This is a genomic window from Mariniluteicoccus endophyticus (assembly GCF_054780035.1).
The window spans coordinates 17,149-40,381 of sequence record NZ_BAAGXC010000017.1; the positions used below are offsets into that span (position 1 = coordinate 17,149).

Below are 23,233 nucleotides of genomic sequence, written 5' to 3' on the forward strand. Positions count from 1 at the left end.
CACGGACGAGGTGCTCAGCCCGGCTGGTTCGCCAAAGTGACCTCGGTCTCGACGCGCTTGCCGTCCCGGATGTACGCCACCTTCACCGCGTCGCCCACGGCGTGGTCACGGATCTGGGCCATGAGCGACTCCGAGCTGGTGACGGGGTCGCCGTCGAGCCCGACCACGACGTCGCCGGTGCGCAGCCCCGCCTGCATGGCGGGTGTGCCGCCGGAGACGCTGCGTACCTGGGCGCCGAGCACGGTCGTCCCGTCGACGGTGCCCGTGCCGTCCGCGGTGGCCACGCCGAGGTACGCGTGCGTCGCGGTCCCTTTGGTCACGAGCTCCTCGGCCACGCGCTGGACCTCGTTGGCGGGGATGGCGAATCCGATGCCGATGTTGCCCGACTCCCCGCTCGACGACGACCCGAGCGTCGCGATCGACGACGTGATGCCGATGAGTCGGCCGTCGGCGTCGAGCAGCGCGCCGCCCGAGTTGCCGGGGTTGATCGCGGCGTTGGTCTGGATGGCGTTGGCCACGGCCTGCTGGGACTGGGAGGCCGTGGAACGGGCGTTGCCGCCGGACTGCTGGGTGATGACCGGGCGGTCGAGGGCCGAGATGATGCCGGTGGTGACCGTCTGCGACAAGCCGAGCGGGTTGCCGAGGGCCATGACGGGCTGGCCCACCTTCAGCTTCGTCACGTCACCCATGGCGATGGGATGCAGATCGGCGGGCGGGTCAACGAGACGGATGACGGCGAGGTCGGTCGCCGGGTCGGCTCCGATCAACTTCGCGGCGTACACCTGGCCGCCCGACAGCGTCACCTGCAGCGCGCCGCCGGTTCCGAGGGCGGTGGCGACGTGGTTGTTCGTGACGACGTTGCCGGCCGTGTCGAGCACGACGCCCGAGCCCTCGGCCTCGCCCTGCGAGCCGGTGACGCGGATCGACACCACCGACGGGCCGGCCGCCTGCGCGGTGACCGTCCAGTCGGGGGCGGAGGTCTCGCCCTGCACCACCCGCGTGGTGGTCGTCGCCGTCTGGCCGGCGGCGGCAGGGTGGGTCGCGGTCACGGCGGCGGCGGACACGCCACCGCCCGCCAGCGCCGCGACGAGCGCGACCGCGGCCAGCCGGACGACCCCGTTGCTCCGGCGTGCGGGCGACGCGGGCGCGACGGTCGGGGCCGGGTGGGCGGTGTACTGCTCGCGCGGCGCACCGTAGGAGGCGTACGCGTCGTTCACCTCGCCAGCGGGCTGGTGCACCCACTGGTTGGGCGCGGTGTAGCCGCTCGGCTGGTCGAAGCTGGCGCGCTGGAAGGGGAACTCCTGCGAGGGGGGGTGGCTCATGATGGCTCCTATGTGGGTCTCGTTACGTGACCCAGTCGACTGTGGAAGCCTGTGCCCACACTGTGGGGGCGTTAGGGTCGTGGTGTGAACCTTGAGAAGGTGGTTTTCGGATTCTTCGTGCTGCTCGCCGCGACGCTGAACTTCGGCTTCGTCATCGGCGACCTCACCGATCCGGCCCAGCACAACGTCTACGAGCTGTACGCGGCCGTGGTGGTCAACGTCATCGCCACGATCCTCAAGTTCGGTGACCGCACCCAGATCGGCGCGATCCACCTGGCGACGAGCCTCGTGGCTTGCATGCAACTCATCGCCGCGACGGTCGTGTGGGTGTGGGCCGAGCAGGGCACCCGGGCCGGCCTGACCCCCCACATGATGTCGAGCGTGGTGTCGCTGGCCGCCGGAGCATGCCTGGCCAACGTCGTCTCCGTCGTCCTCATGGTGATCGAGACCGTCTCCTACCAGCGTCGCTGATCCGCCGATGGTCAACCCCCTGCAGCTGCTCGCCCACCACACGCGCGCGCAGCGCCATGTGGCCACCACCCTGCGCCGGGTGGAGGTCGAGGTGCCCACCCAGGTCGCCGGCACGGACGCGATCTTCCTGGTGCTGCGGCGCATGCGTACGCCGCTCATCATCGTGGTGGCCATCTTCGCCTTCTGCGTGGCCGGCCTGAGCCTCATGCCCGGCACGGACAGTGACGGCAACCCCCACCACCTCTCTCTGTTCGACGCGTTCTACGTGATGTCCTACACGGCGACCACGATCGGCTTCGGCGAGATCCCCTACTCGTTCTCGTACGCGCAGCGCATGTGGGTCACGCTGTCGATCTACCTGACGGTCACGGGCTGGGCGTACGCGATCTCGGCGCTGTTCGGGCTGCTGCAGGACTCCGGCTTCCAAACCGCCATCGCCGCGCAACGGTTCCGACGCAAGGTGTGCGGCATCGGCGAGCCGTTCTGGATCGTGGCCGGCTACGGCGACGCCGGGCGCATGGTGGCGGCCAGGCTCGACGCGCTGGGGCGCCGCTTCGTCGTGCTCGACGACGACGCGCAGCGCATCGACAAGCTCGCCATCGACCAGCTCACCACCGAGGTGCCGGCCCTCGACGGAGATGTCCACAACCCGTCGCTGCTCGGCATGGCGGGCCTCGACAACCCCCGCTGCCAGGGCGTCATCGCGCTGACGACCGACGAGGCGAACCTGGCGGTGGTGATGGCCGTGAACCTGCTCAGGCCCGACGTGCCCGTGATCGCCCGCGCCGACGACCGGCAGGTGATGCGCCGCATGCGCAACTTCTCACCCGAGGCGATCATCAACCCCTACGACCGCTACGGCGCCTACCTTTCGCGCTCGATGGAGAGCCCTAAGTCGTTCCAGCTGACGCAGTGGCTGATGGCTGCCGACGGGTCGGAGTTCCGGCCCCGGCCCGAGGGGCTCGACGACGGCACGTGGCTGGTGCTCGGCGACGACAGGTTCGGCGAGGAGGTCGCCCACGACCTGCGCGAAAACGGTCTGGAGGTCGTCCAGCTCGACCCGGCCGACGGCGACCCCGACGTCTCCGAGGCCGTCGGGCTGGTGGCGGGCTCCCACAACGACGTGGTGAACCTCGCCCTCGCCGCGCACGCCCGGCTGGAGAACCCCGACATCTTCATCGCCGTCCGCCAGCGGGAGAACCGCCAGGCCTCCGCGATGCGGGCCTTCGACGCCGACTCGGTGTTCGTGCCCAGCGAGCTCGTCGCCCGCGAAGTCATCGCCCGCATCATGGCCCCGGCGTTCTGGGACTTCATCGAGCATGTGTTCTCGACCGACGACGAGCGCTGGTCGGGGCAGGTCCTCCACGACCTGCACGAGCGCGTCGGGCTCCTGTCCCCCACCGCGCGACGGGTCCCCGTCGACCATGCCCAGGCACCCGCGATCGCCCGCTGGCTCGCTCGCGGCCGCGAGCTGACGCTCCACGACGTGCTGCGCGACCCGCTCGACCGCGAGCGGCCGCTGCAGGTGTACTGCCTGTCGCTCATCCGGGCCGGAGAGTCCACCCACGCCCCCGCGGAAGACACCAAGATCGAGGCCGGTGACGAGCTGGTGCTCGTCGGAACCCCGGAGGCCCTCCGCCAGCTCCACGGAGCGCTCGACGAGGACCCGACGCTCGAGCACCTCGTCACAGGCGAGAAGGTCCCGGCCACCTGGCTGTGGCGTGAGCTCACCCGGCACAGGAGGGCCTAGCTGTGCCCGGCCGTCCGGACGCACCGAGGGGCCGCCCGCACCGGCGATGGTGTGGACGGCCCCTCGTCGCCGCCGGCGTACGGCTCAGTCGGCGCCCAGATAAGCGCGCTTGACGCGGTCGTCGCCGAGCAGCGCCTGACCGGTGTCGGAGAACGCGATCGACCCGACCTCGAGCACGTGGCCCTGGTCGGCCAGCGAGAGCGCGGCCTGGGCATTCTGCTCGACCAGCAGGATCGTGACCCCCTCGCGCTGGAGCTCGGAGATGGTGTCCATGATCTTCGTCGTCATCAGCGGCGACAGGCCCATCGACGGCTCGTCGAGCATCAGCATGCTCGGCCGGCTCATCATGGCCCGCCCGATGGCGAGCATCTGCTGCTCACCACCGGAGAACAGGCCGGCCGGCTGATTGCGTCGCTCGCGGAGGATGTCGAACAGGCCGAAGACCCGGTCGAGGTCCTCCTTGATGCCCGTCTGGTCCTTGCGGGCGAACGCGCCCAGACGCAGGTTGTCCTCCACCGTCATGCGCGGGAAGATCCGGCGCCCCTCCGGGGAGTGGGCCAGTCCGCGCGTCACGATCTCGTGGGCGGGCCGGCCGTCGATGCGCTCGCCGTCGAACCAGATCTCGCCCTTGACGGGCGTGATGAGGCCCGAGATGGTGCGCAGCGTCGTCGTCTTGCCGGCACCGTTGGTGCCCAGCAGGGAGACGACCTGCCCCTTCTCCACAGTGAAGGAGATGCCCTTGACGGCCTTCACGCGGCCGTACGCCACCTCCAGGTCCTTGACCTCAAGCATCGCTGTCCTTCCGGGGATCGAGGCTATCGACGTGGTCGTCCTGGCGCGTGTCGTCGGGTTCGGATCGCCCATCGGTCGGGTCGACCGGCTGGACGCCCTCCGCGTTGACCCCGGCCGCGGCGGAGGCGGAGGCGCCGCTGCGGCCGCCCGTGCCGGTGGCCGTCTCGAGGTGTTCCGGCGGGGCGCCGATGTAGGCCTCGATGACGCGCGGGTCCGACTGGACCTCGTGGGCGGTGCCCTCGACGAGGACCTCGCCGCGCACGAGGCAGCACACGCGGTCGCACAGGTTGAAGATGAAGCGCATGTCGTGCTCGATCACGAGGATCGCCATGCCGAGGTCGCGGATCCTGAAGATCAGGTCCTCGGCCTCCTTCGTCTCCTGCGGGTTCATGCCGGCCGTGGGCTCGTCGAGCAGCAGCAGCTTCGGATCAGTCGCCAGGGCGCGGGCGATCTCGAGGCGGCGCTGGTCGCCGTAGGGCAGGTTGCGCGCCAGGTGGTCGGCCGTGCCGCCGAGCCCGACGAAGTCGAGCAGCTCCTGCGCCCGCTCGCGCGACTCCCGCTCCTCGCGCCGGTGGCGCGGGAGCCGGAAGATCGCATCGAACGCGTTGGTGTGCGTCCGCGAGTAGGTGCCCACCATGACGTTCTCGAGCGCCGTCATGTTCTGGAACAGGCGGATGTTCTGGAACGTACGTGCCATGCCGGCCAGTACGACCCTGCGAGGTTTCGGCGGCAAGACCGAGCCGTTGAAGACGACCTCTCCCGAGGTCGGCTGGTAGAGGCCGGTCAGGCAGTTGAAGAACGTCGTCTTGCCGGCGCCGTTGGGGCCGATGAGCCCCATGATCTCGCCGCCGTTGACGTGCATGTTGACCTTGTTGACGGCCGTGAGGCCGCCGAACTGCATGGTCACGTCACGTGCCTCGAGCAGCTTCTCGCCCTTGGCGACAGTGTCGAACTGCGGGACGCGCTCGGTGGCACCGTCGGTGCGGGCAGTCGGGTCGGTGTGGGAGTCGTTCACCGCGTGGCTCATGCGGTCCCCCTCTTCGGGTCGGGGCTGAGGTGGTTGTGGAACACCGTGAGTTCGTCGTCGACCTTCTCGGCCAGCTCGTCGTCATCGTCGTGGAACTCGAGCTGACGGCGCTCGTCGGCGATGAGGCCCTCCGGCTTGAAGCGCATCATGACGACGAGCAGCAGGCCGAACAGCAGCAGGCGGTAGTCCTGGAAGAAGCGCAGCTTCTCAGGCAGGAGCTTGAGGATCGTCGCGCCGGCCAGGACACCGAGGATGGTGCCCATGCCGCCCAGCACGATCGCGGCGAGCAGGAACGCCGACTCGAGGAACAGGTACTGGTCGGGGGTGACGGAGACGTCCTGGTGGGCCTTGACCGTACCGGCGACACCGGCGAGGAACGCGCCGCCAGCGAAAGCCAGCAGCTTCAGACCGAACACGTTGACGCCCATGGCCTCGGCAGCCTTCTCGTCCTCGCGGATCGCGACCCACCCGCGGCCGATGCGTGAGTTGTTGAGGTTCGCGAACACCAGGATGATCAGGCCCATCACCAGCAGCATCAGCCAGTAGTAGTTGCCGAACTTGCCAACTTCGATGCCGAAGAACTCGTGGGCCTCGCCGAAGTCGAACGAGCCGACCTTGAGGTCGGGGATCGACGGGATGCCGTTCGATCCGTGCGTGATGTCGGGACCGTCGTTGCCGTCGAGGTTGTTCATGCCGATGCGGAAGATCTCACCGAACGCCAGCGTCACGATGGCCAGGTAGTCACCGGAGACGCGAAGCGTCGGAGAGCCGATGATGAGACCCATGATCGCCGAGACGATGCCGGCGATCAGCACGATCACCAGGAACGGCGGCTTGAATCCGGGCAGGAACGTCGCGAAGGCCGACTTCGACAGCACGGCGGCGGTGAAGGCACCGGCACCGAGGAACGCGATGTAGCCCAGGTCGAGCAGGCCGGCGAGGCCGACGACGATGTTCAGGCCCATGGCTGTCGCGGCGAAGATCAGCACCTGCGAGGCGATCGACATGTTCGCGTCCGAGCCGTTCTGGGTGAACGGGAACAGGTACGCCACGACGAACGCCGACAGGATCAAGACGGTCTTGTTGTCGTTGGCCGCGACCCGCAGCCAGTTGGCGAGCCCGGTGCGGACGAAGACCGCGATGACGCCGGCGACGAAGACGCAGAACACCAGGAAGGCGCCGCCCTCGTCCTGGGCGAGGCCGAACGCCGCCGCGACCAGAGCCAGACCCATGGCCACCACGATGGCGAGGATCTGGATCCACCGGCGCGTACGCAGGACGCCGAGGACCGGCTCGGTGCCGGCCGGCAGCATGCGGGTGCCCAGCCATGCCACCAGCGCGGCTGCCACGGCGACCCAGCCACCCGGCTCGACGTTGATGAGGCCACCGAGCTCGAGGGCGATGGAGACGACCGCGGCCAGCACGTACAGCAAGGCGAAGCTGGCCGCCGCCTTGGCGCCGCGGTTGGGGCTGAACCGCCGACCGAAGCGGCCCGAGAAAGCCATCTTGAACGCCAGCGGTGCGATCAGGAGCAGGAGCAAGATGACGCCGAGGGCGAGGAACAGGAACTGCAGGGGCGACGGACCGCCCATGTAGGTCATGTCGTCGAGGGCCGAGGCGGCGTACGCCCACTTCAGGTAGGGCGCCGCGATGATGGCGACCGCACCCACGAGTGCGACGATGCGCCCCGTGCCCTGCAGGCGGTTCTGCTGCTCTTCCGAGAAGATGTGGAGGTTCATGCGCGGTCGACCACCCTTGCACCGAGGAGACCCTGCGGGCGGAAGACCAGCACGAGGATCAGGATGACGAAGGCCCAGACGTCCTTCCAGGCCGAGGAACCGAACTGGCCGGGGATGTAGGTCGTGGCGAAGACCTCCACGATACCCAGCACGAGGCCACCGAGGACGGCACCGTTGATGTTGCCGATGCCGCCGAGCACGGCCGCGGAGAACGCCTTGAGGCCCGAGATGAAGCCCATCTTGAAGTCGATGTTCGAGTAGCGCAGGCCGTGGGCCACGCCCGCGACGGCCGCGAGCGAGGCGCCGACGGCGAAGGCGACCATGATGACCCGGTCGACGTTGATGCCCATCAGGCGGGCGGTGTCCGGGTCCTGGGACGTCGCCTGCATGGCGCGGCCCATCTTCGTGCGGTTGACGAAGAACCACAGGAACGCGGTGCACACGGCCAGCGCGATCAGGGTGAACAGCGCCGAGTTCTCGATGTGCACGTTGCCGAGGGTGACGGCCTTGCCCGAGATCCCGTCGATGGCCGGGAACGGGATGGCGCGCTTGGCGTCCGGGAAGCCGGGGATGTGGCCGTAGAACAGGCGGACGAGCTCTTGCAGGAAGATCGAGATGCCGATGGCCGAGATGAGCGGTGCCAGGCGTGGCGCGCTGCGCAGCGGCCGGTAGGCCAGCCGCTCGGTCAGCAGCGCGGTGCCCACTGCCGCCAGGACGCCGCCGACGATCATCGCGAGGAGCACGAGGATCGCGATCGGGATCGACATCTTGTCGGGCTTGCCCATGAGCAACCACGTGGTGAACGCCCCGAAGGCGCCGACCATGAAGATCTCGCCGTGAGCGAAGTTGATGAGCTGGACGATGCCGTACACGACGGTGTAGCCGACCGCGATGAGGGCGTACAACGCCCCCAGCGACAAGCCGTTGATCAGCTGTTGGAAGAACAGGTCCACAAGGTCCTCCTGCCATGGCGACACGGGGCGGGGGATCTCCCCTGCCCCGTGTCGACGTCACGGGCGGTAGGTCACGGGCGGTTACCCATGAGCCGGGTGGTCAGACGTGCTGTCGGGTCACTTGAAGTCTTCGGTCTTGTCGGCGGCCCACTTGCCGCCGGTGACCTTGTAGACGGTGAGGACGCGCGACTTGGAGTCGCCGTACTCGTCGAAGCCCACCGAGCCGGTCGCGCCCTCGAACGACACCGAGCCCAGGGCCTTGAGCGTGTCCTTGCGGGCCGACTTGACGTCCTTGGCGTCCTTGAGCGAGGTCTTGGCGGCCTCGATGATCGCCTTGGCACCGTCGTAGGCGTAGGCGCCGTACGCGCCGTACGGGTCCTTGTAGCCACCCTTGTTGTAGGCCTCGACGAACTTGGCACCCGAGGGCAGCTTCTCCGGCGGCGCACCGACCGACGTCGACAGGTCGTTGTCGGACTGCGGGCCGGCGAGCTGGATGAAGCCCGGGTCGTACAGGCCGTCGCCGCCCATGAGCGGCACGTTGAGGCCGGCGTTCTTCATCTGTTGCGACATGGGACCGCCCTGCGGGAACTCACCGCCGTAGTAGACGGCCTTGGGGTTGGCGGCCTTCACCTTGGAGATGACGGCCGAGAAGTCCTTGTCCTCGGGGTTGATGGTCTCGGCCGAGGTGATCTTGCCGCCACCAGCCGTGAACGCCTCAGAGAAGGCCGAGACGAGGCCCTGACCGTAGGACTTCTTGTCGTGGATCGTCGCGACTTCCTTGATGCCCTTGTCAAGGAGGTATTTCGCCGCGAACGGGCCCTGGACCGCGTCGGTGGTGCAGGTACGGAAGTAGTTGTCGTACGTGCGCTTCGGGTTCTTGAGGTCTGCGCCCTTGGTCAGCGTCGGGTTGGTGTTGGCCGGCGAGATCAGTGCGACGTTCGCCGACTGGAAGATCGGCTGGACGGCCTGGCCGACCGAGGAGTTGAGGGGGCCCACCACGCCGAGGACGTCGTCGTCACCGGTCAGCTTGGTGGCGGCGTTCTTGCCAGAGTCGGGCTTGGCCTCGTCATCGGTGGCGACGATCTCGAACTTCCAGCCGGCGACGGCGTTCGACTCGTTGGCCTCCTTGACGGCGAGGTCGACACCGTTGCGGATGCCGACGCCGAGGGCGGACAGATCGCCCGACAGCGGGGCGACGACACCGATCTTGACGGTCTTGGTGGAGCTACCACTCTGGCCGCCGTTGTTGCTGCCGCTCTCGGCGCGCGAGCCGCACGCGGTGAGAGCGAGGGACGTGGCCAGGACCGAGGCCCCTGCGATCACGAATCGACGATTCACTGATTCCTCCTGGATCAACTCCCGCGTGGCGGGTGCCCGCGGTGCTGCGAGCATGCTGAACAGTAGGCCCTCAATGGGGTTGAGGTGTGAGCGAAGACACACACCTGTGATGAGGTCGTAACATTCGTGTTCGATCCGGCGTCATCGAGCCGCCCCGCCGACGTTGTGGATCGTCCTATCTCTTGTTCTTTTTGGCGTGGTCGATCACGCCGTCGGCCACCTCGCGCATCGACTTGCGCATGTCCATCGCGCTCTTCTGGATCCAGCGGAAGGCCTCGGGCTCGCTCATCTTGAACTGCTGCTGGAGGATTCCCTTGGCCTGGTCGATCGCCTTGCGGGACTCGAGGCGCTCCGTCAGGTCGGTGACCTCCGACTCGACGGCCCGCAGCTCCGCGTACAGCGCCATCGCGATCTCGATCGCCGGCACGACGTCGGAGGCGTCGAACGGCTTCACCACGTAGGCCATCGCCCCGGCCTCACGGGCCTGTTCGACGAGCTCACGCTGGCTGAACGCGGTGAGCATGACCACGGGCGCTATGCGCTCCTCCGCGATGACCTTGGCAGCCGAGATGCCGTCGCGTCGGGGCATCTTCACGTCCATCACGACCAGGTCGGGGGCGTGCTCGCGGGCCAGCTCGATCGCCTGCTCGCCATCAGCGGCCTCGGCCACGATCTCGTAGCCCTCATCAGTGAGGAGCTCGACGAGGTCGAGACGGATCAGCGCCTCGTCCTCGGCCACGAGGACGCGGGGGCGCGTGCGCTCCGGGCTGGTCTGGGTGTCGTTCTCCGGGACTTCGTCGGCCTTGGGGTCACTCACAGGAATCACCATAGTGGGTCGACAAAGCGTGGTGGAACGTGATGTGTCGCGCAACGGACGATGCGGTCGCAGTACCGGGAAGGGGATTCGAACCCCTACGGCCGTGAGGCCAGACGGGTTTGAGCCGTCCGCGTATACCGTTCCGCCACCCCGGCAGGTGTGTAGTGGAGTGTACGCGCGGTGCACGTCCGGGCGAAACCGTCCGTACGACGGCTCCACACACGGGGACGCCGCGCGGGCCCGGTGACGTTCTCCCGGGCTCCGCGCGGCGTCTGTGCGGTGCTGCTGTGCGGCGTACAGCGCTGCTAGACCGGCTTGATCTTGTGGACGCGCAGGGCGTTCGTCTTGCCCGGGATGCCGACCGGCGAGCCGGACACGATGACGACACGGTCACCCACGGCGACCCGGCCCGACTCGACGAGCGACTTGTCCACGATGCCGACCATCTCGTCGGTGGTGTCGACCTCGGGGATCTTGAACGTCTCGACGCCCCACACGAGGGTGAGGGTCTTGCTGGTCTTCTCCTCGGGGGTGAACACCAGGATCGGCGTCTCGGTGCGCAGCCGCGCGAGACGGCGGGCGGTGTCGCCAGACTTGGTGAACGCGACCAGATACTTGGCCCCGATGCGCTCGGCGACCTCGGCCGCGGCCTTGGCGATGACGCCGCCGGTGGTGTGGGGGTCCCAGTCGATGTGGGCCACGTGGCTGATGTGGGTCTCGGTGGTGGTGACGATGTCGGCCATCGTGCGGACCGTCTCGATGGGATAGGAGCCCACCGACGTCTCACCCGACAGCATCACGGCGTCGGCGCCGTCGAGCACCGCGTTCGCGACGTCACCTGCCTCGGCGCGCGTGGGGCGGGGCGCCGAGATCATCGACTCGAGCATCTGGGTCGCGACGATGACGGGCTTCGCCCAGCGGCGCGCCGCGGCGATGATGCGCTTCTGGACGATGGGCACCTCCTCGAGCGGCAGCTCGACTCCAAGGTCGCCGCGAGCCACCATGATCGCGTCGAACGCGTCGACGACCTCGTCGATCTGGGCCACGGCCTGGGGCTTCTCGACCTTCGCGATGACCGGGACGCGTCGCCCCTCCTCGCTCATGATGGCGCGGACCTGCTCTGCATCCTTCGCGTCACGGACGAATGAGAGGGCGATCATGTCGAAGCCCTTGCCGAGCGCCCAGCGCAGGTCGGCGATGTCCTTGTCGCTCATGGCGGGCACGGAGACGGCCACGCCTGGCAGGTTGATGCCCTTGTTGTTGGAGATCGGGCCGCCGACCTTCACGCGGCAGTGGACGTCGTTGCCGTCGACCGACTCGGCCTCCAGCATGATGCGGCCGTCGTCGATGAGGATCGCGTCGCCGGGGCTCACGTCGCCCGGCAGGCCCTTGTAGGTGGTGGAGCAACGCTGGCCGTCGCCCTCGATGTCGTCGGTGGTGATGGTGAACTTCGCGCCGTAGGCCAGGGTCTCCTTGCCGTCGGCAAACTTGCCGAGACGGATCTTGGGGCCCTGGAGGTCGGCGAGGATGCCGACGCTCTTGCCGGCCCGTTCCTCGGCCTCGCGGAGGTTGTCGAGGCGCTTCTGGTGTTCGGCGTAGTCGCCGTGAGACATGTTGAAGCGGGCGACGTCCATGCCGGCTTGGATGAGTTCGGTCAGTTTTTCGACGCTGGAGACCGAAGGGCCCAGCGTGCACACAATCTTGGCTCTACGCACAGATAGGACCCTACCGGTCCCGGCCACGTCTTCCGATCTCGGGGGGCGGCATCCCGACCGATCGGTCACCCTCAGGCGTTGCGCAGCACCTCCAGCGCATGGGCGAGGTCGTCGGGGTAGTCGGAGCTGAACTCCACCCACTCCCCCGATCCGGGGTGGGTGAAGCCCAGGCGTACGGCGTGGAGCCACTGCCGCTCGAGGCCCAACCGCTCGGCGAGGCGCGGGTCCGACCCGTACAGGGGGTCCCCGACGCAGGGATGCCTGATGGCGGCCATGTGGACGCGGATCTGGTGCGTGCGGCCCGTTTCGAGGTGGATCTCCAGCAGCGTCGCCCCCACCATGGCCTCGATGGTCTCGTAGTGGGTGACGGAGTGTCGGCCGCCCTCGACGACCGCCATCTTCCAGTCGTGGCCGGGATGGCGCGCGATGGGCGCCTCGATGGTGCCGCTGAACGGGTCGGGGTGGCCCTGGACGACGGCGTGGTAGGTCTTCGAGACCGTGCGGTCGCGGAAGGCCTGCTTGAGGACCGTGTACGCGTGCTCGGACTTCGCGACGACCATGAGGCCGGAGGTGCCGACGTCGAGGCGCTGGACGATTCCCTGGCGTTCGGGCGCACCGGAGGTCGAGATGCGGAACCCGGCGCCAGCGAGGTGCTCGACGACCGACGGCCCGTCCCACCCCAGGCTGGGGTGGGCGGCGACCCCCACGGGCTTGTCGACGACGACGACGTGGTCGTCGTCGTGGACGATGCGTACGCCCTCGACGACCCGGGGCGTGACATGGAGCCCGTCGTTGTCGGGGAGCTCGACCTCGAGCATCGCGCCCGACCGGACCCGGTCGCTCTTGCGCACGGCTTGGAAGTCGAGACGCACGTGCCCCGCCTCGGCGAGGTCAGCCACCTGGGAGCGGGAGAGTCCGAGCATGCGGGCGGCGGCGGCATCGACACGCTCGCCGTCCAGCCCGTCTGGGACGAGGAGGATGCGCGACTGGTTGCTCACGACCGTTCCTCGACCTGGTCGGGGACGGGGTCGGCCTCAGCCCCGTCGGGACGCCCGTCGAAACCGACGCCGCTGCGGAACATGATCAGCATGACCCATGCGGCGCCACCGGTGACGCACATGTCCGCCACGTTGAAGATCGGCCAGTGCGGCAGCTGGAGGAAGTCGACCACGTGACCCACGGCGAAGCCCGGTGGACGAGTGAGTCGGTCGACGAGGTTGCCGGCGATGCCGGCGGAGACCAGTCCGACCCCGATTGCCCAACCGCGGTGGCGCAGTCGGGGCACGACCCCCACCAGCAGCGCAGTCAGGACGGAGGCGGCGAGCACCGTGAAGATCCAGGTGTGCCCCTCGCCCAGCGAGAACGCGGCACCGGGGTTGCGGATCAGGTACAGGCGCAACAGGTCCCCCACGACGCGGATCGGCACCTCTGGCTCGAGTTTGGCGACCGCCCAGACCTTCGTGGCGACGTCGAGTGCGAGTCCTGTGGCGAAGCATCCCGTGAAGATGGCGACGGCGGTGCGCCTGGAGACCAGGCCCCGGATCGGCGTGGCCGTCATCGCCTCTCGTGCCGCTGCTTGCAGGACAGGCACATCGAAGCTCGCGGATAGACCTGCAGCCGGCCCTTGCCGATCGGCTCGCCGCAGCTGACGCACACCCCGTAGGTCCCGTTGTCGATGGCCTTCAGCGCCTCCTGTGCCTGAAGGAGCATCTCGCGGGCGTTCGCCGCGAGGGACATCTCCTGGTCACGCTCGAAGTTGGCCGACCCGACGTCGGCAGGATCACGGCCGGCACCGTCGGCACCGTCGTGGAGCATCGCCTGGAGGTCGGCCTCGGACTGCTCGATCGCGCGCTCGTGCTTGCGGATCTCGTCTTCGAGGTCGTTGCGCAGCTCGGCGACCTCCTCGTCGGTCCAAGGCTCCTCGCCCTCACGCACCGCGAGCCGCTTGGCGAGGTCTCGCAGACCGCTGACCGCGTCGCGGTCCTGCTGGAGTGCGGACGTCGACTTCTTCGCAGTCGGCATGATTTCTCCTTCGGGACGGCGCGCTGACGTGAGCGGAACCATACACGAAGGAGGCCCCGCCGTCGCGGGGCCTCCTCCTGTGATCACGGCGACGGTCTCGTCGACCGCCCGGGCTCAGTGCTGGTTGTTGTCTCCCAGCAGCGCGTCGAGACGCGGGGTGTTCGATGACGAGCTCGAAGAGCTCGAGCTCGACGAGCTCTGGTCGTTGTTGCCGAAGCTGCGGCGACCGCTCGGGGCGGCCTCGTTGTCCTTGGGCTTGTCGAGCAGGTTCGGCTTGTCGTTCGGCTCGAAGCGACCGGACTCGATGTTGGAGATGGCCTGCTTGAGGTGAGTGGTGAAGTTCTGTCGGTAGCTCGACTCGAAGCCACGCAGCTGGGACACCGACTCGCGCAGGCGGTCACGCTCCGACTCGAGGTCGGCGAACAGCTGGGTCCGGCGTGCGGCAGTCTCGCGTTCGAGGCCGTCGGCCTTCGCCTTGGCCTCGGACGTCATCTTCTCGGCGTTGACGCGGGCCTCGGACTCGACCCGGTCGGCCTTGGTGCGGGCGTCGGTGGTGATCTGGTGGGCCTTCTGGTTGGCCTCGTCGACCTTGCGCTTGGCGTCGGCCTCGGCCTCGTTGACGAGGTTCTCGGCCTGCTCGGTGGCCATCTGGACCAGACGGACGACGGCCGGCGAGGCCTCGGCGCTGGTGGTGACGACGATCTTGTCCGAGCCGCTGCCCGCGTTGGCGACCGGGGCGGCCACGGGCTGAGGGGTGGGGCGCTGGGCGACCTGCTGCTTGGCGAGATCCTCGCTGGTGGGCTCGCGGCGGTCCTCGCGCTGCTGGGCGTTCTGCTGGGCCTGCTTGAGAGTCTCCACCTGCTGCTTGAGCATCTGGTTCTCTTCGGTCAGCTGGGCGAACGACGCCTCAACACGATCGACGAACAGGTCCACCTCGGAGACCTCGTAGCCCGTGCGGCGGGCCATGTGGAACTTCGTCTTGCGGACTTCGTCCAGGGTCAGGGTCATCGTTCACCTCGTTGGTCGGGAGCTGGCGCTCCAACGTTTCGCGTGGAGGGCACAGGTCACACCCGTACCTCGACTCCCGAGCGTATCAGGAAGTCACTCCACGAACAGAGCCGGAGGTCATTCGACCCGCGTCAGCGCAGGAAGACCTGGGTGGTGACCCACTGCAGGAGGATGACGATGAACCACAGCGCCATGAAGCCGACGTCGAGCATCACGCCCCCCATCCGGACGGGCGGGATGACGCGCTGGAGGGCCTTCAGGGGCGGATCGGTCAGCGTGTAGATCAGCTCGGCCATCACCAGGAGGGGCCCCTTCGGCTGCCACCCCGGGCTGAACAGGGGGATCCAGCTCATGATCATCCTGGCGATGAGGACGAACAGGTAGATCGAGAGGGCGTAGTAGATGATGGTGCCGGTCAGGACCACGGTGGCGCGTCTCCTCGTCGTGCCGCAGGCTCAGCTCTGGTTGAAGAACCCGCCTGCGATGCGCTCCTTGTCCTCCGCGGTCACGTTGACGTTCTGCGGCGACAGCAGGAACACCTTGCTGGTGATGCGCTCAATGGTGCCATGGAGGCCAAAGGTGAGCCCTGCCGCGAAGTCGACGAGACGCTTGGCCTCGTTGTTCTCGAGCTCGGAGAGGTTCATGATGACCGGCACGCCGTCACGGAAGTGTTCGCCGATGGTGCGCGCCTCGTTGTAGGTGCGCGGGTGGACGGTGATGATGCGGGACATGTCGGCCGTCCTCTGGTCGTTGGCGGTCTTGTCTTTGGTGGCGCGGGCGGAGGGCTCGGGGTCGGAGGTCTCCTCGACGCGCTTGCGCTCCACCACCCGGGGCTTGCGGCGGGGATCGAGCTCATGGACCGAGGCGGTGTCCTCGGCGTCGTCCAGATCGACGTCGGCCGTCAGCTCGTTGTCGGCCTCGTAGTCGTACTGGGAGTCGTAGCGGTCGCTCGTGGTGAGCCCCAGCCACTCGGCGGCGCTGCGCAACTTCGACATCTAGTTTCCTCCCGGACGTGGATCTACGCGGCCAGACTACGCGGCGGGTCCTGCAGCGGAGCGGGCGACACGCGCGCGATCGCGCGCATTTGGACGGTGATACGAGGTGGGCGGGGCCGGGTCAGGCGAGCCAGGCGTACGCGGCGAGGCGGCCAGCCTGTGCACCGTCGCGGCGGTGGGAGTGGAGCCGCTCATCCTCGCGCGTGCAGGGGGCGACGCGCGTGACGCGGCAGCCGAGCACCTCGAGCTGGCGGTGCGCCGCCTCCCCGAGGTCGAGCGCGGGTGTGCCCCAGGTGGTCTCGGCGTACGCGCCGGGGAGACCTGCGGCGACCTCGGCACGCATCTGGTCGGGCACCTCGTAGCAGCCGCCGCAGATGTGGGGGCCGATCCAGGCCTGCAGGTCTCGGGCGCCGAGGGCCCGCATCGCCTCGATGGTCGCGGGCAGCACGCCTGCGGCGAGCCCGACCCGGCCCGCGTGTGCGGCGCCCACGACGCGGCGGTCGGCATCGACGACGACGGCGGGCAGGCAGTCGGCGACACGGATGCACAGGGCGGTGCGCGGCTGGTCGGTCACCAGCGCGTCGGCGTGGGTCAGGGAGCGGCCCGTAGCCGCCGATCCGAGGTGCTGGTCGTCGGCCCAGCCGGCGACGAGCTCCTCGTCGACGACGACCACGTCGGGCCCGTGCACCTGGGAGACGGTGATGACGCGGTCCACGTCGAGGTCGCGGCGTACGCGGTCGTGGTTCTCCCGCACGTGAGCGAGGTCGTCGACGTCGGTGCGCCCCAGATTGAGCGGCCCCATGGTCCCGGGGGTCACTCCCCCCTCCCGGTCGGAGAACGCCACACCGAAGCCATGCGCACCCTCGGGACGCAGGATGAAGGAGAACACAGGGAGAGACTAGGTGAAGGACGCACGCAAAGGCCCGAACGGCGCGGTGGTCCTCCTCTCGCCCTCGCGCCACCTTGCTCGGTGAACGGACCGAGCAGGAAGCGGACCTCCCTCCGCGCGTCGGAAGCGAGGCGCCCCCTGTCGTGATGAGCACCAAGGAGAGGCCTCGCGGCGAGCCAGGCGACAACAAGCGTGAGATGCCGCGAGGCTTCGGCGACTGCGACGAGGACAGGGGACCCCGCGCCTCGCGCGGGAAAAGGACCAGCGACTGCGAGAAGAACTCCGGACTCCGGCGCGAGGGGATGACCAGCGCGGGCGCGAGGAGGACCAGCGACTACTACTTGAGGAAGTCCGGGATGTCCAGGTCGTCGTCGCCGGCGGGAGCCGAGGTCTGCTGCGGGCGCGGGGCGGGCGGACGGATCTGCGTACGCTCGTCGGGGCGCTGGCTGACCGGGTTGGTGGGCTCCTGGGAGTCCTGGGGCTGGTGTCCCCAGCCTCCCTGGTTGCCCTGGCGCGGGTCGCTGGTGTCGGGCTGGCCGTGGTGCGGGGGCTGGGCCGGGTGGGAGGTGCTCTGCGACTGGTTGCCCTGGGAGCCGGACTGGGCCTGCCGGGCGACCTGCTGGGCCTGTTGGGCGACGACACCGGGCTGGGAACCGTGGCGCGACACGCCGGGCTGGCGGCGCGGGGGCTCTCCCCCGGCGAAGCCTGCGGCGATGACGGTGACGCGCACCTCGTCGCCGAGCGAGTCGTCGATGATGGTGCCGAAGATGATGTTGGCGTCGTCGTGGGCGCTGGCCTCGATGAGGTTGGCGGCGGCCGACACCTCGAACAGGCCGAGGTCGGAGCCGCCGGCGATCGAGAGCAGAACGCCCTGGGCGCCGTCGATGGAGGCCTCCAGCAGCGGCGAGCTGACGGCCATCTCGGCGGCGGCGCGGGCACGCTCCTCGCCGCGGGCCATGCCGATGCCCATCAGGGCGGAGCCGGCGTTCGACATGACCGACTTGACGTCGGCGAAGTCGAGGTTGATCAGGCCCGGGGTGGTGATGAGGTCGGTGATGCCGGAGACGCCCTGCATGAGGACCTGGTCGGCCTGCTTGAATGCGTCGAGGATGGCGACCTGGTGGTCGGTCATCTCGAGGAGCTTGTCGTTCGGGATGACGATGAGGGTGTCGACCTCGTCGCGTAGCGCGTTGATGCCGGTCTCGGCCTGGGTCGAGCGGCGGCGCCCCTCGAATCCGAAGGGTCGGGTGACGACGCCGATGGTCAGGGCGCCCAGCGAGCGGGCGATGCGCGCCACGACGGGCGCGCCGCCGGTGCCGGTGCCGCCACCCTCACCGGCGGTGACGAAGACCATGTCTGCTCCCTTGAGGACCTCCTCGATCTCCTCGGAATGGTCTTCCGCCGCTTGGCGGCCCTTGTCGGGGTCGGCTCCGGCCCCGAGGCCGCGGGTGAGCTCACGACCGATGTCGAGCTTGACGTGGGCGTCGGACATGAGCAGGGCCTGAGCGTCCGTGTTGACGGCGATGAACTCCACCCCGCGCAGGCCGGACTCGATCATGCGGTTGACGGCGTTGACACCGCCGCCGCCGACGCCGACGACCTTGATGACAGCGAGGTAGTTCTCGGAAGGATTGACCACGGGGGCTCCGCCTTTTCTCCTGCGTACGGACATCTGAACAGCCCAGCCTGTGTCCGCGGTAGTCCGGGGAAGGAACGGCCTCGACCAGGGCATTCGCAAGGCTATGAGACCCGTGAGACGCGAGGCAACAAATGGGACTCAAGGGGCCGATAACGCCTCGACCCCTACTTGAGGGTCGGTCGAGGGTTGTCGGTCACGGGCCGTCATCGTGTGGCGGGGTGTCCGGGCGCGGTGACGTCGATCCACTTGGCGGGGGTGGCCTGGAGCAGCGTCGCGGCCACCTTCATCTTCAGCTCCAGCTCGTCGGCGGAGCCGACGACCACCTCGCGACCCTCCTTCAGCTTCAGGGTGATCGTGTCGCCGCTCTTGGCCTCGACCTTCTCCAGCCGGTCCCGCAACTGCGGGGGCAGGCCGTTGACGACCTGACCGACGGCCTTCAGGAGCGCGCCGTCCTCGCTCCCGGCGAAGGCGGGGACGAGGGCCTCGGGCTTCTCGTTCACCTCGAGGTACGGGATTCCCTTGGGGTCGACCAGCGCCCAGCTCGTGCCCCGGGCGACAGCGAAGACGGGTTCCCGCTCGACGACGGTGATCTGGAGGGCGTGCGGGAGACGACGCGAGACGGTCACGTGGTCGACGGGCGCGAGCCCCGCGACGCGTTCGGCCACCGGCCGCTCCTGGACGCGGAGCAGCGAGCGTCCCATCGGCGCGGCCGCGGCAGTCCGGACCTCGTCGGCCGACACGGCGTGGGTGCCCTCGACGCGTACCTCGGTGAGGGCCAGGAGGCTGGAGAACAGCAGCGCCCACGTGGCCACCCCGACCAGGACCAGACCGAGCAGCCCGCCGAGGAGGGTCCGCAGGCGTCGACGCGCCCGCCGGCGCCGCTTGTCGGCCAGGAGGGACGTGGCGTCGTGGACCGAGCTCATCGGTTCTCCAGCGCCGCCACGACGTCGGGGGCGAGGCGCGTGACGTCGCCGGCACCAAGCGTGAGGACCACGTCGCCTCGGCGCGCCAGCGCGGCGGCGGTCGGGGCGACCGCGGCCCGGTCGTGGACCTCGTGGACCGTCCCGCCCGCGGCGCGGCACGGCTCGGCGATCAGCGCGCTCGTGACCCCATCCATCGGCTGCTCACGGGCACCGTAGACGTCCATGAGGACGACCTCGTCGGCGAGTGCCAGGGCCTGGCCGAACTCGGTGGCGAAGTCTTGCGTACGTGAGTAGAGATGGGGTTGGAAGATGGCGACGACGCGTCCCCCGCGGCCGGCGACGCCGGCGCGGGCGGCCCCCAGGGTCGCCTCGAGCTCGGTCGGGTGGTGGGCGTAGTCGTCGAAGACCTCCACCCCGTCGACCGCACCCACGGGGGTGAAGCGCCGGTCGGTGCCGCGGAACGACTCCAGGGCCGCGCACGCGTCCGCGACCGTGAGGGTCGGATCGGCGGCCACCGCGGCGCCGACGGCGGCCGCGGCATTGAAGACGTTGTGCCGGCCGGGCACGCGCAGCACGAGCCGCTCCCCCGCCAGTGTCGACGTCGTGCCGAACCCCTCGCTGCGGATGTCAGCGATGCGCAGTCGTGCCGTCGACGAGGTGCCGAAGCCGTCCCGTTGTGCACCGAAGAGCCGGGCGGTCTCCGGGTCGTCCAGGTTGAGCAGGGCGTGATCGGCCCGGGACACGAACTCACGGAACCCGTCCGCATATCGCTCCGGGGTCCCCCAGTTGTCCAGGTGGTCGGCCTCGATATTGGTCACGACGGCCACCGAGGCCGGGTACTGCAGGAACGACCCGTCCGACTCGTCGGCCTCGACCACGAACGGGGCTCCCGGATCACCGAGCGCCGACGACTCCCCCGTCGTCGCCAGGGGCGCGCCGACGACGAACCCGGGACGACGGCCGGTGTTTCGCAGGATGTGGGCGACCATGCCGGTCGTGGTGGTCTTGCCGTGCGTGCCGCCGACGGCGATGCCGGGTCGACCGAGCATGAGCGCGCCCAGCGCCGCCGATCGGTGCCACACGCGCAGCCCGCGACGGCGCGCCTCGACGAGCTCGGGGTTGTCGACGCGGATCGCGGACGACACGACGACGGTCTGCGCGTCGCCGAGCTGGTCGGCCTCGTGGCCGACGTGGACGCGTACGCCGCGCGCGGCCAGCCGCTGCAGGGCCGGCGAGTCGGCCTGGTCGGAGCCGGAGACGGGGACGCCGAGGTCGGCGTAGGCATGGGCGATGCCGGACATGCCAGCACCACCGATGGCGATGAGGTGAACTCCGCCGAGGTCGCCAGGAGCGATGAGGTCGACCGGCGGGACGAGGGATCCGAAGACGCTGCTCAACTGCGACCCCGCTCAGGCGCGCTGGGCCGCGACGGCCAGGATGCGCTCGGCGAGGACGTCGGCCGCGTTGCCGGGCATGATGTCGCGCGCCGCGCGCGACATCGCCGCGAGTTTCTCCCGGTCGCCGATCAGCGCCGGGACCTCGTTGGCGACCCACGTGTCGGACAGCGCGTCGTCGGCGAGGAGGCGGGCACCGCCGGCGTGGACGAGCGACTCCGCGTTGCGGGCCTGCTCCCCGTTGCCGTGCGGCAGTGGGACGAGGATCGTGGGCAGGCCGACGACGGCGGTCTCGACGACCGTGCCGGCGCCCGAGCGCGCGATCATGAGGTCGGCGGCCGCGTACGCGTCCTCCATGGCGTCGACGTAGGCGACGGGAAGGTACATCGCGCCGGTATTCTCGTCGGTGACCGACATCATGTCGTCGGTGAAGTTCTTCTGGCCGAGGACGTGGAGCACCTGGATGTCCTGGGCGATGAGCCTGTGGTACGCGCCGCGCACGGCCTCGTTGATCGAGCGTGCACCTTGGGAGCCACCCGAGACGAGAAGCGTCGAACGATTCGGGTCGAGGCCGAACTTCTTGCGGGCCTCGGCGCTGCGGGCCACCCGGTCGAGCCCGGAGATGGCCGGGCGCACGGGCAGGCCGATGCACGTGGAGTTCTTCAGCGGGGTGCCGGGGAACGTCGTGAAGACCTCATCGGTCAGGTTCGCGGCGGCTTTGTTGGCCAGGCCCGGGACGGCGTTCTGCTCGTGGATGACGATCGGCAGGCCCAGGGCCCGTGCCGCCAGGTAGGCCGGCATCGACACGTAGCCGCCGAACCCGACGAGCACGTCGGCGCCGCGGCGCTGCAGCAGGGAGCGGGCCTCGAGGACGGCCTTGGTCAGGCGTGGGCCGACCATGGCGAGGTCGACCGACGGCTTGCGGGGCATGGGCACCGGCGGGATCATCTCGAGCTCGAGCCCCGCGGCGGGCACGACGCGCGACTCGAGGCCCTTGGGCGTGCCGATGGCGAAGAGCCGGGCCGCCGGGTCGGCGGCGCGCAGGGCGTCCGCCGTCGCGATCAGCGGCGAGGTGTGGCCGGCGGTGCCTCCGCCGGCGAGTGCGATGGTCACCATGGTTCGTCCTGTCCTGTCTCTCAGGCGTGGGTTGAGCCGCGGCGGCTGCCCACCACGGTTGTCATCTTCGGCTGCGGCGTACGCCGCCTCGCCCCGACCAGCGCACGGGCCTCCGGCTCGTGGTGGGCGCACGCCACCAGCAGTCCGAGGGCCATCATGTTGGCCAGGAGCGCGGAACCACCGTACGACACCATAGGCAGGGGCACGCCCATGACCGGCAGGAGCCTGAGCACGACGCCGAGGTTCACCATCGCCTGGAACATGAACCACGTCGTCACGCCGGCGGCGGCGAGACGACAGAACAGCTCGTCCGAGCGCAGCGCCACACGGTAGCCTGCGAAGCCCAGCACGAAGAACAGGAACAGCACGACGAGCGAGCCGACGAGGCCGAGCTCCTCACCGATGACGGCGAAGATGTAGTCGGTGTGGGCCTCCGGGAGGGCGCCCCACTTCTGGCGCGAGGCCCCCAGCCCGACGCCCCACCAGCCACCGGTGGCCAGCGCGTACACGCCGACGGTGGCCTGCATGTTCGCGCCGAGCTGGTCGTGGGAGGGGTTGAGGAAGGCAAGGAGCCGACGCATCCGGTTGGCCGACGACATCGTCATGATCGCCACACCGGTCAGGCCGACCAGGGCGATCGCGCCCAGCACCCGCCACGGGGTGCCGACGGTGAACAGGATGCCGGCGAGGATGCCTGCCATGATCACTGCGGTGCCCATGTCGCCCTGGAACACGACCAGGGCCACCATGAGCCCGGTCAGCGGCAGGAACGGCACGAGCAGGTGGGCCGTCTGGTCGAGCACCTTCTCCTTGCGCGCCAGGATGTCGGCGCCCCACAGGATCATGGCGAGCTTGGCGAGCTCGGAGGGCTGGAGGCTGAAGCCTCCGATGACGATCCAGTTCTGGTTGCCGTTGACGCTGGTGCCGACGACATAGGTCGCCATGACGAGCAGCGCGGCGAGGCCGAGGGCCGGCCAGGCCAGCGCGCGCAGACGCCGGACGCCCAGCCAGACCACGACGACGGCGGCCACGAGTCCCACGCCTGCGAACAGCGCCTGGCGCTTGACGAAGTAGTAGGAGTCACCGCCGTACTTCGTGTAGGCCGTCACGCTGGAGGCCGACAGCACCATCATGATGCCGAGCCCGATGAGCAGCGCGGCCGATCCGATGATGATGTAGAAGTCGGCCAGCGGCATGTTCAGCACGCCCGACAGCAGGCTCGAGGACGCGCTCGAGGCGGGGCGGCTCTTCCTGCCCGCCCGGGCGCGCTCGGTCGGCGCTCCCGGGGAAGAGAGGATCGCCACCAGGCCTCCTAGGTCAATC

At 69.3% G+C, this 23,233-nt stretch carries 22 protein-coding genes and 1 tRNA gene; 2 read left to right on the plus strand and 21 right to left on the minus strand.

Annotated features, from left to right (window positions below):
• Positions 1 to 14: 14 nt before the first annotated feature.
• Positions 15 to 1,322: a S1C family serine protease gene (locus ACYVGD_RS07340; RefSeq protein ID WP_460742529.1), complete on the minus strand. Its 1,308-nt coding sequence runs from the start codon at positions 1,320 to 1,322 to the stop codon at positions 15 to 17.
• Between the two features lie 84 nt (positions 1,323 to 1,406).
• On the opposite strand from ACYVGD_RS07340, the gene ACYVGD_RS07345 reads away from it, so the two are divergent.
• Both ACYVGD_RS07345 and ACYVGD_RS07350 read left to right on the plus strand, forming a co-directional pair.
• Positions 1,407 to 1,793 (plus strand): DUF6394 family protein, encoded by a 387-nt coding sequence (locus ACYVGD_RS07345; RefSeq protein ID WP_460742531.1) that lies wholly within the window; start codon positions 1,407 to 1,409, stop codon positions 1,791 to 1,793.
• A 7-nt stretch (positions 1,794 to 1,800) separates the two neighbouring features.
• Positions 1,801 to 3,543 (plus strand): NAD-binding protein, encoded by a 1,743-nt coding sequence (locus ACYVGD_RS07350; protein ID WP_460742533.1) that lies wholly within the window; start codon positions 1,801 to 1,803, stop codon positions 3,541 to 3,543.
• 84 nt (positions 3,544 to 3,627) lie between these two features.
• Here the strand turns inward: ACYVGD_RS07350 and ACYVGD_RS07355 are convergent, their stop codons facing one another.
• The 20 genes from ACYVGD_RS07355 to ftsW all read right to left on the minus strand — a co-directional run bounded on the left by ACYVGD_RS07355 (position 3,628) and on the right by ftsW (position 23,214).
• Positions 3,628 to 4,335 carry an ABC transporter ATP-binding protein gene (locus tag ACYVGD_RS07355; RefSeq protein WP_460742535.1) on the minus strand — a complete coding sequence of 236 codons (708 nt, stop codon included), beginning with the start codon at positions 4,333 to 4,335 and terminating at the stop codon, positions 3,628 to 3,630.
• On the minus strand, positions 4,328 to 5,362 hold the full coding sequence (locus ACYVGD_RS07360) for an ABC transporter ATP-binding protein (RefSeq protein ID WP_460742537.1): 1,035 nt from the start codon (positions 5,360 to 5,362) through the stop codon (positions 4,328 to 4,330). The genes ACYVGD_RS07355 and ACYVGD_RS07360 overlap by 8 nt, the downstream gene beginning before the upstream one ends.
• On the minus strand, positions 5,359 to 7,101 hold the full coding sequence (locus ACYVGD_RS07365; RefSeq protein ID WP_460742539.1) for a branched-chain amino acid ABC transporter permease: 1,743 nt from the start codon (positions 7,099 to 7,101) through the stop codon (positions 5,359 to 5,361). Before ACYVGD_RS07365 ends, ACYVGD_RS07360 begins: the two co-directional genes overlap by 4 nt.
• Positions 7,098 to 8,054, minus strand: a complete 957-nt coding sequence (locus ACYVGD_RS07370) for a branched-chain amino acid ABC transporter permease (RefSeq protein ID WP_460742541.1) — start codon at positions 8,052 to 8,054, stop codon at positions 7,098 to 7,100. Before ACYVGD_RS07370 ends, ACYVGD_RS07365 begins: the two co-directional genes overlap by 4 nt.
• 117 nt (positions 8,055 to 8,171) lie before the next feature.
• Entirely contained in the window at positions 8,172 to 9,392 is a 1,221-nt protein-coding gene (locus ACYVGD_RS07375) for a branched-chain amino acid ABC transporter substrate-binding protein (protein WP_460742543.1), read from the minus strand.
• 175 nt (positions 9,393 to 9,567) lie between these two features.
• Complete coding sequence (locus tag ACYVGD_RS07380) at positions 9,568 to 10,221, minus strand: ANTAR domain-containing response regulator (protein WP_460742545.1); 654 nt, start codon at positions 10,219 to 10,221, stop codon at positions 9,568 to 9,570.
• Between the two features lie 60 nt (positions 10,222 to 10,281).
• Positions 10,282 to 10,364, minus strand: a tRNA-Leu gene (locus tag ACYVGD_RS07385).
• Between the two features lie 150 nt (positions 10,365 to 10,514).
• A complete protein-coding gene (pyk, locus tag ACYVGD_RS07390; protein ID WP_460742547.1) occupies positions 10,515 to 11,924 on the minus strand; it encodes a pyruvate kinase in 1,410 nt (469 codons plus the stop codon).
• 71 nt (positions 11,925 to 11,995) lie between these two features.
• Positions 11,996 to 12,922, minus strand: a complete 927-nt coding sequence (locus tag ACYVGD_RS07395) for an RluA family pseudouridine synthase (RefSeq protein ID WP_460742549.1) — start codon at positions 12,920 to 12,922, stop codon at positions 11,996 to 11,998.
• Positions 12,919 to 13,482, minus strand: a complete 564-nt coding sequence (gene lspA, locus ACYVGD_RS07400) for a signal peptidase II (protein WP_460742551.1) — start codon at positions 13,480 to 13,482, stop codon at positions 12,919 to 12,921. Before lspA ends, ACYVGD_RS07395 begins: the two co-directional genes overlap by 4 nt.
• Entirely contained in the window at positions 13,479 to 13,946 is a 468-nt protein-coding gene (locus ACYVGD_RS07405) for a TraR/DksA family transcriptional regulator (RefSeq protein ID WP_460742553.1), read from the minus strand. Before ACYVGD_RS07405 ends, lspA begins: the two co-directional genes overlap by 4 nt.
• 114 nt (positions 13,947 to 14,060) lie before the next feature.
• The gene (locus tag ACYVGD_RS07410) at positions 14,061 to 14,954 is read right to left on the minus strand and encodes a DivIVA domain-containing protein (protein WP_460742555.1); all 894 of its coding nucleotides are present in this window, start codon (positions 14,952 to 14,954) and stop codon (positions 14,061 to 14,063) included.
• A gap of 131 nt (positions 14,955 to 15,085) precedes the next feature.
• Positions 15,086 to 15,379, minus strand: coding sequence for a YggT family protein (locus tag ACYVGD_RS07415; protein WP_460742557.1), 294 nt, complete (start codon positions 15,377 to 15,379; stop codon positions 15,086 to 15,088).
• Positions 15,380 to 15,409: 30 nt separating this feature from the next.
• Positions 15,410 to 15,949, minus strand: a complete 540-nt coding sequence (locus tag ACYVGD_RS07420) for a cell division protein SepF (protein ID WP_460742559.1) — start codon at positions 15,947 to 15,949, stop codon at positions 15,410 to 15,412.
• Positions 15,950 to 16,070: 121 nt separating this feature from the next.
• Positions 16,071 to 16,838 carry a polyphenol oxidase family protein gene (locus tag ACYVGD_RS07425; RefSeq protein ID WP_460742561.1) on the minus strand — a complete coding sequence of 256 codons (768 nt, stop codon included), beginning with the start codon at positions 16,836 to 16,838 and terminating at the stop codon, positions 16,071 to 16,073.
• Between the two features lie 337 nt (positions 16,839 to 17,175).
• The gene (gene ftsZ, locus ACYVGD_RS07430; RefSeq protein ID WP_460742563.1) at positions 17,176 to 18,477 is read right to left on the minus strand and encodes a cell division protein FtsZ; all 1,302 of its coding nucleotides are present in this window, start codon (positions 18,475 to 18,477) and stop codon (positions 17,176 to 17,178) included.
• A 203-nt stretch (positions 18,478 to 18,680) separates the two neighbouring features.
• Positions 18,681 to 19,400: a cell division protein FtsQ/DivIB gene (locus tag ACYVGD_RS07435; protein WP_460742565.1), complete on the minus strand. Its 720-nt coding sequence runs from the start codon at positions 19,398 to 19,400 to the stop codon at positions 18,681 to 18,683.
• A complete protein-coding gene (gene murC, locus ACYVGD_RS07440; protein ID WP_460742567.1) occupies positions 19,397 to 20,797 on the minus strand; it encodes a UDP-N-acetylmuramate--L-alanine ligase in 1,401 nt (466 codons plus the stop codon). The genes ACYVGD_RS07435 and murC overlap by 4 nt, the downstream gene beginning before the upstream one ends.
• Before the next feature lie 12 nt (positions 20,798 to 20,809).
• The gene (gene murG, locus ACYVGD_RS07445) at positions 20,810 to 21,910 is read right to left on the minus strand and encodes an undecaprenyldiphospho-muramoylpentapeptide beta-N-acetylglucosaminyltransferase (RefSeq protein ID WP_460742569.1); all 1,101 of its coding nucleotides are present in this window, start codon (positions 21,908 to 21,910) and stop codon (positions 20,810 to 20,812) included.
• Between the two features lie 20 nt (positions 21,911 to 21,930).
• On the minus strand, positions 21,931 to 23,214 hold the full coding sequence (gene ftsW / locus ACYVGD_RS07450) for a putative lipid II flippase FtsW (RefSeq protein WP_460742571.1): 1,284 nt from the start codon (positions 23,212 to 23,214) through the stop codon (positions 21,931 to 21,933).
• Positions 23,215 to 23,233 lie beyond the last annotated feature (19 nt).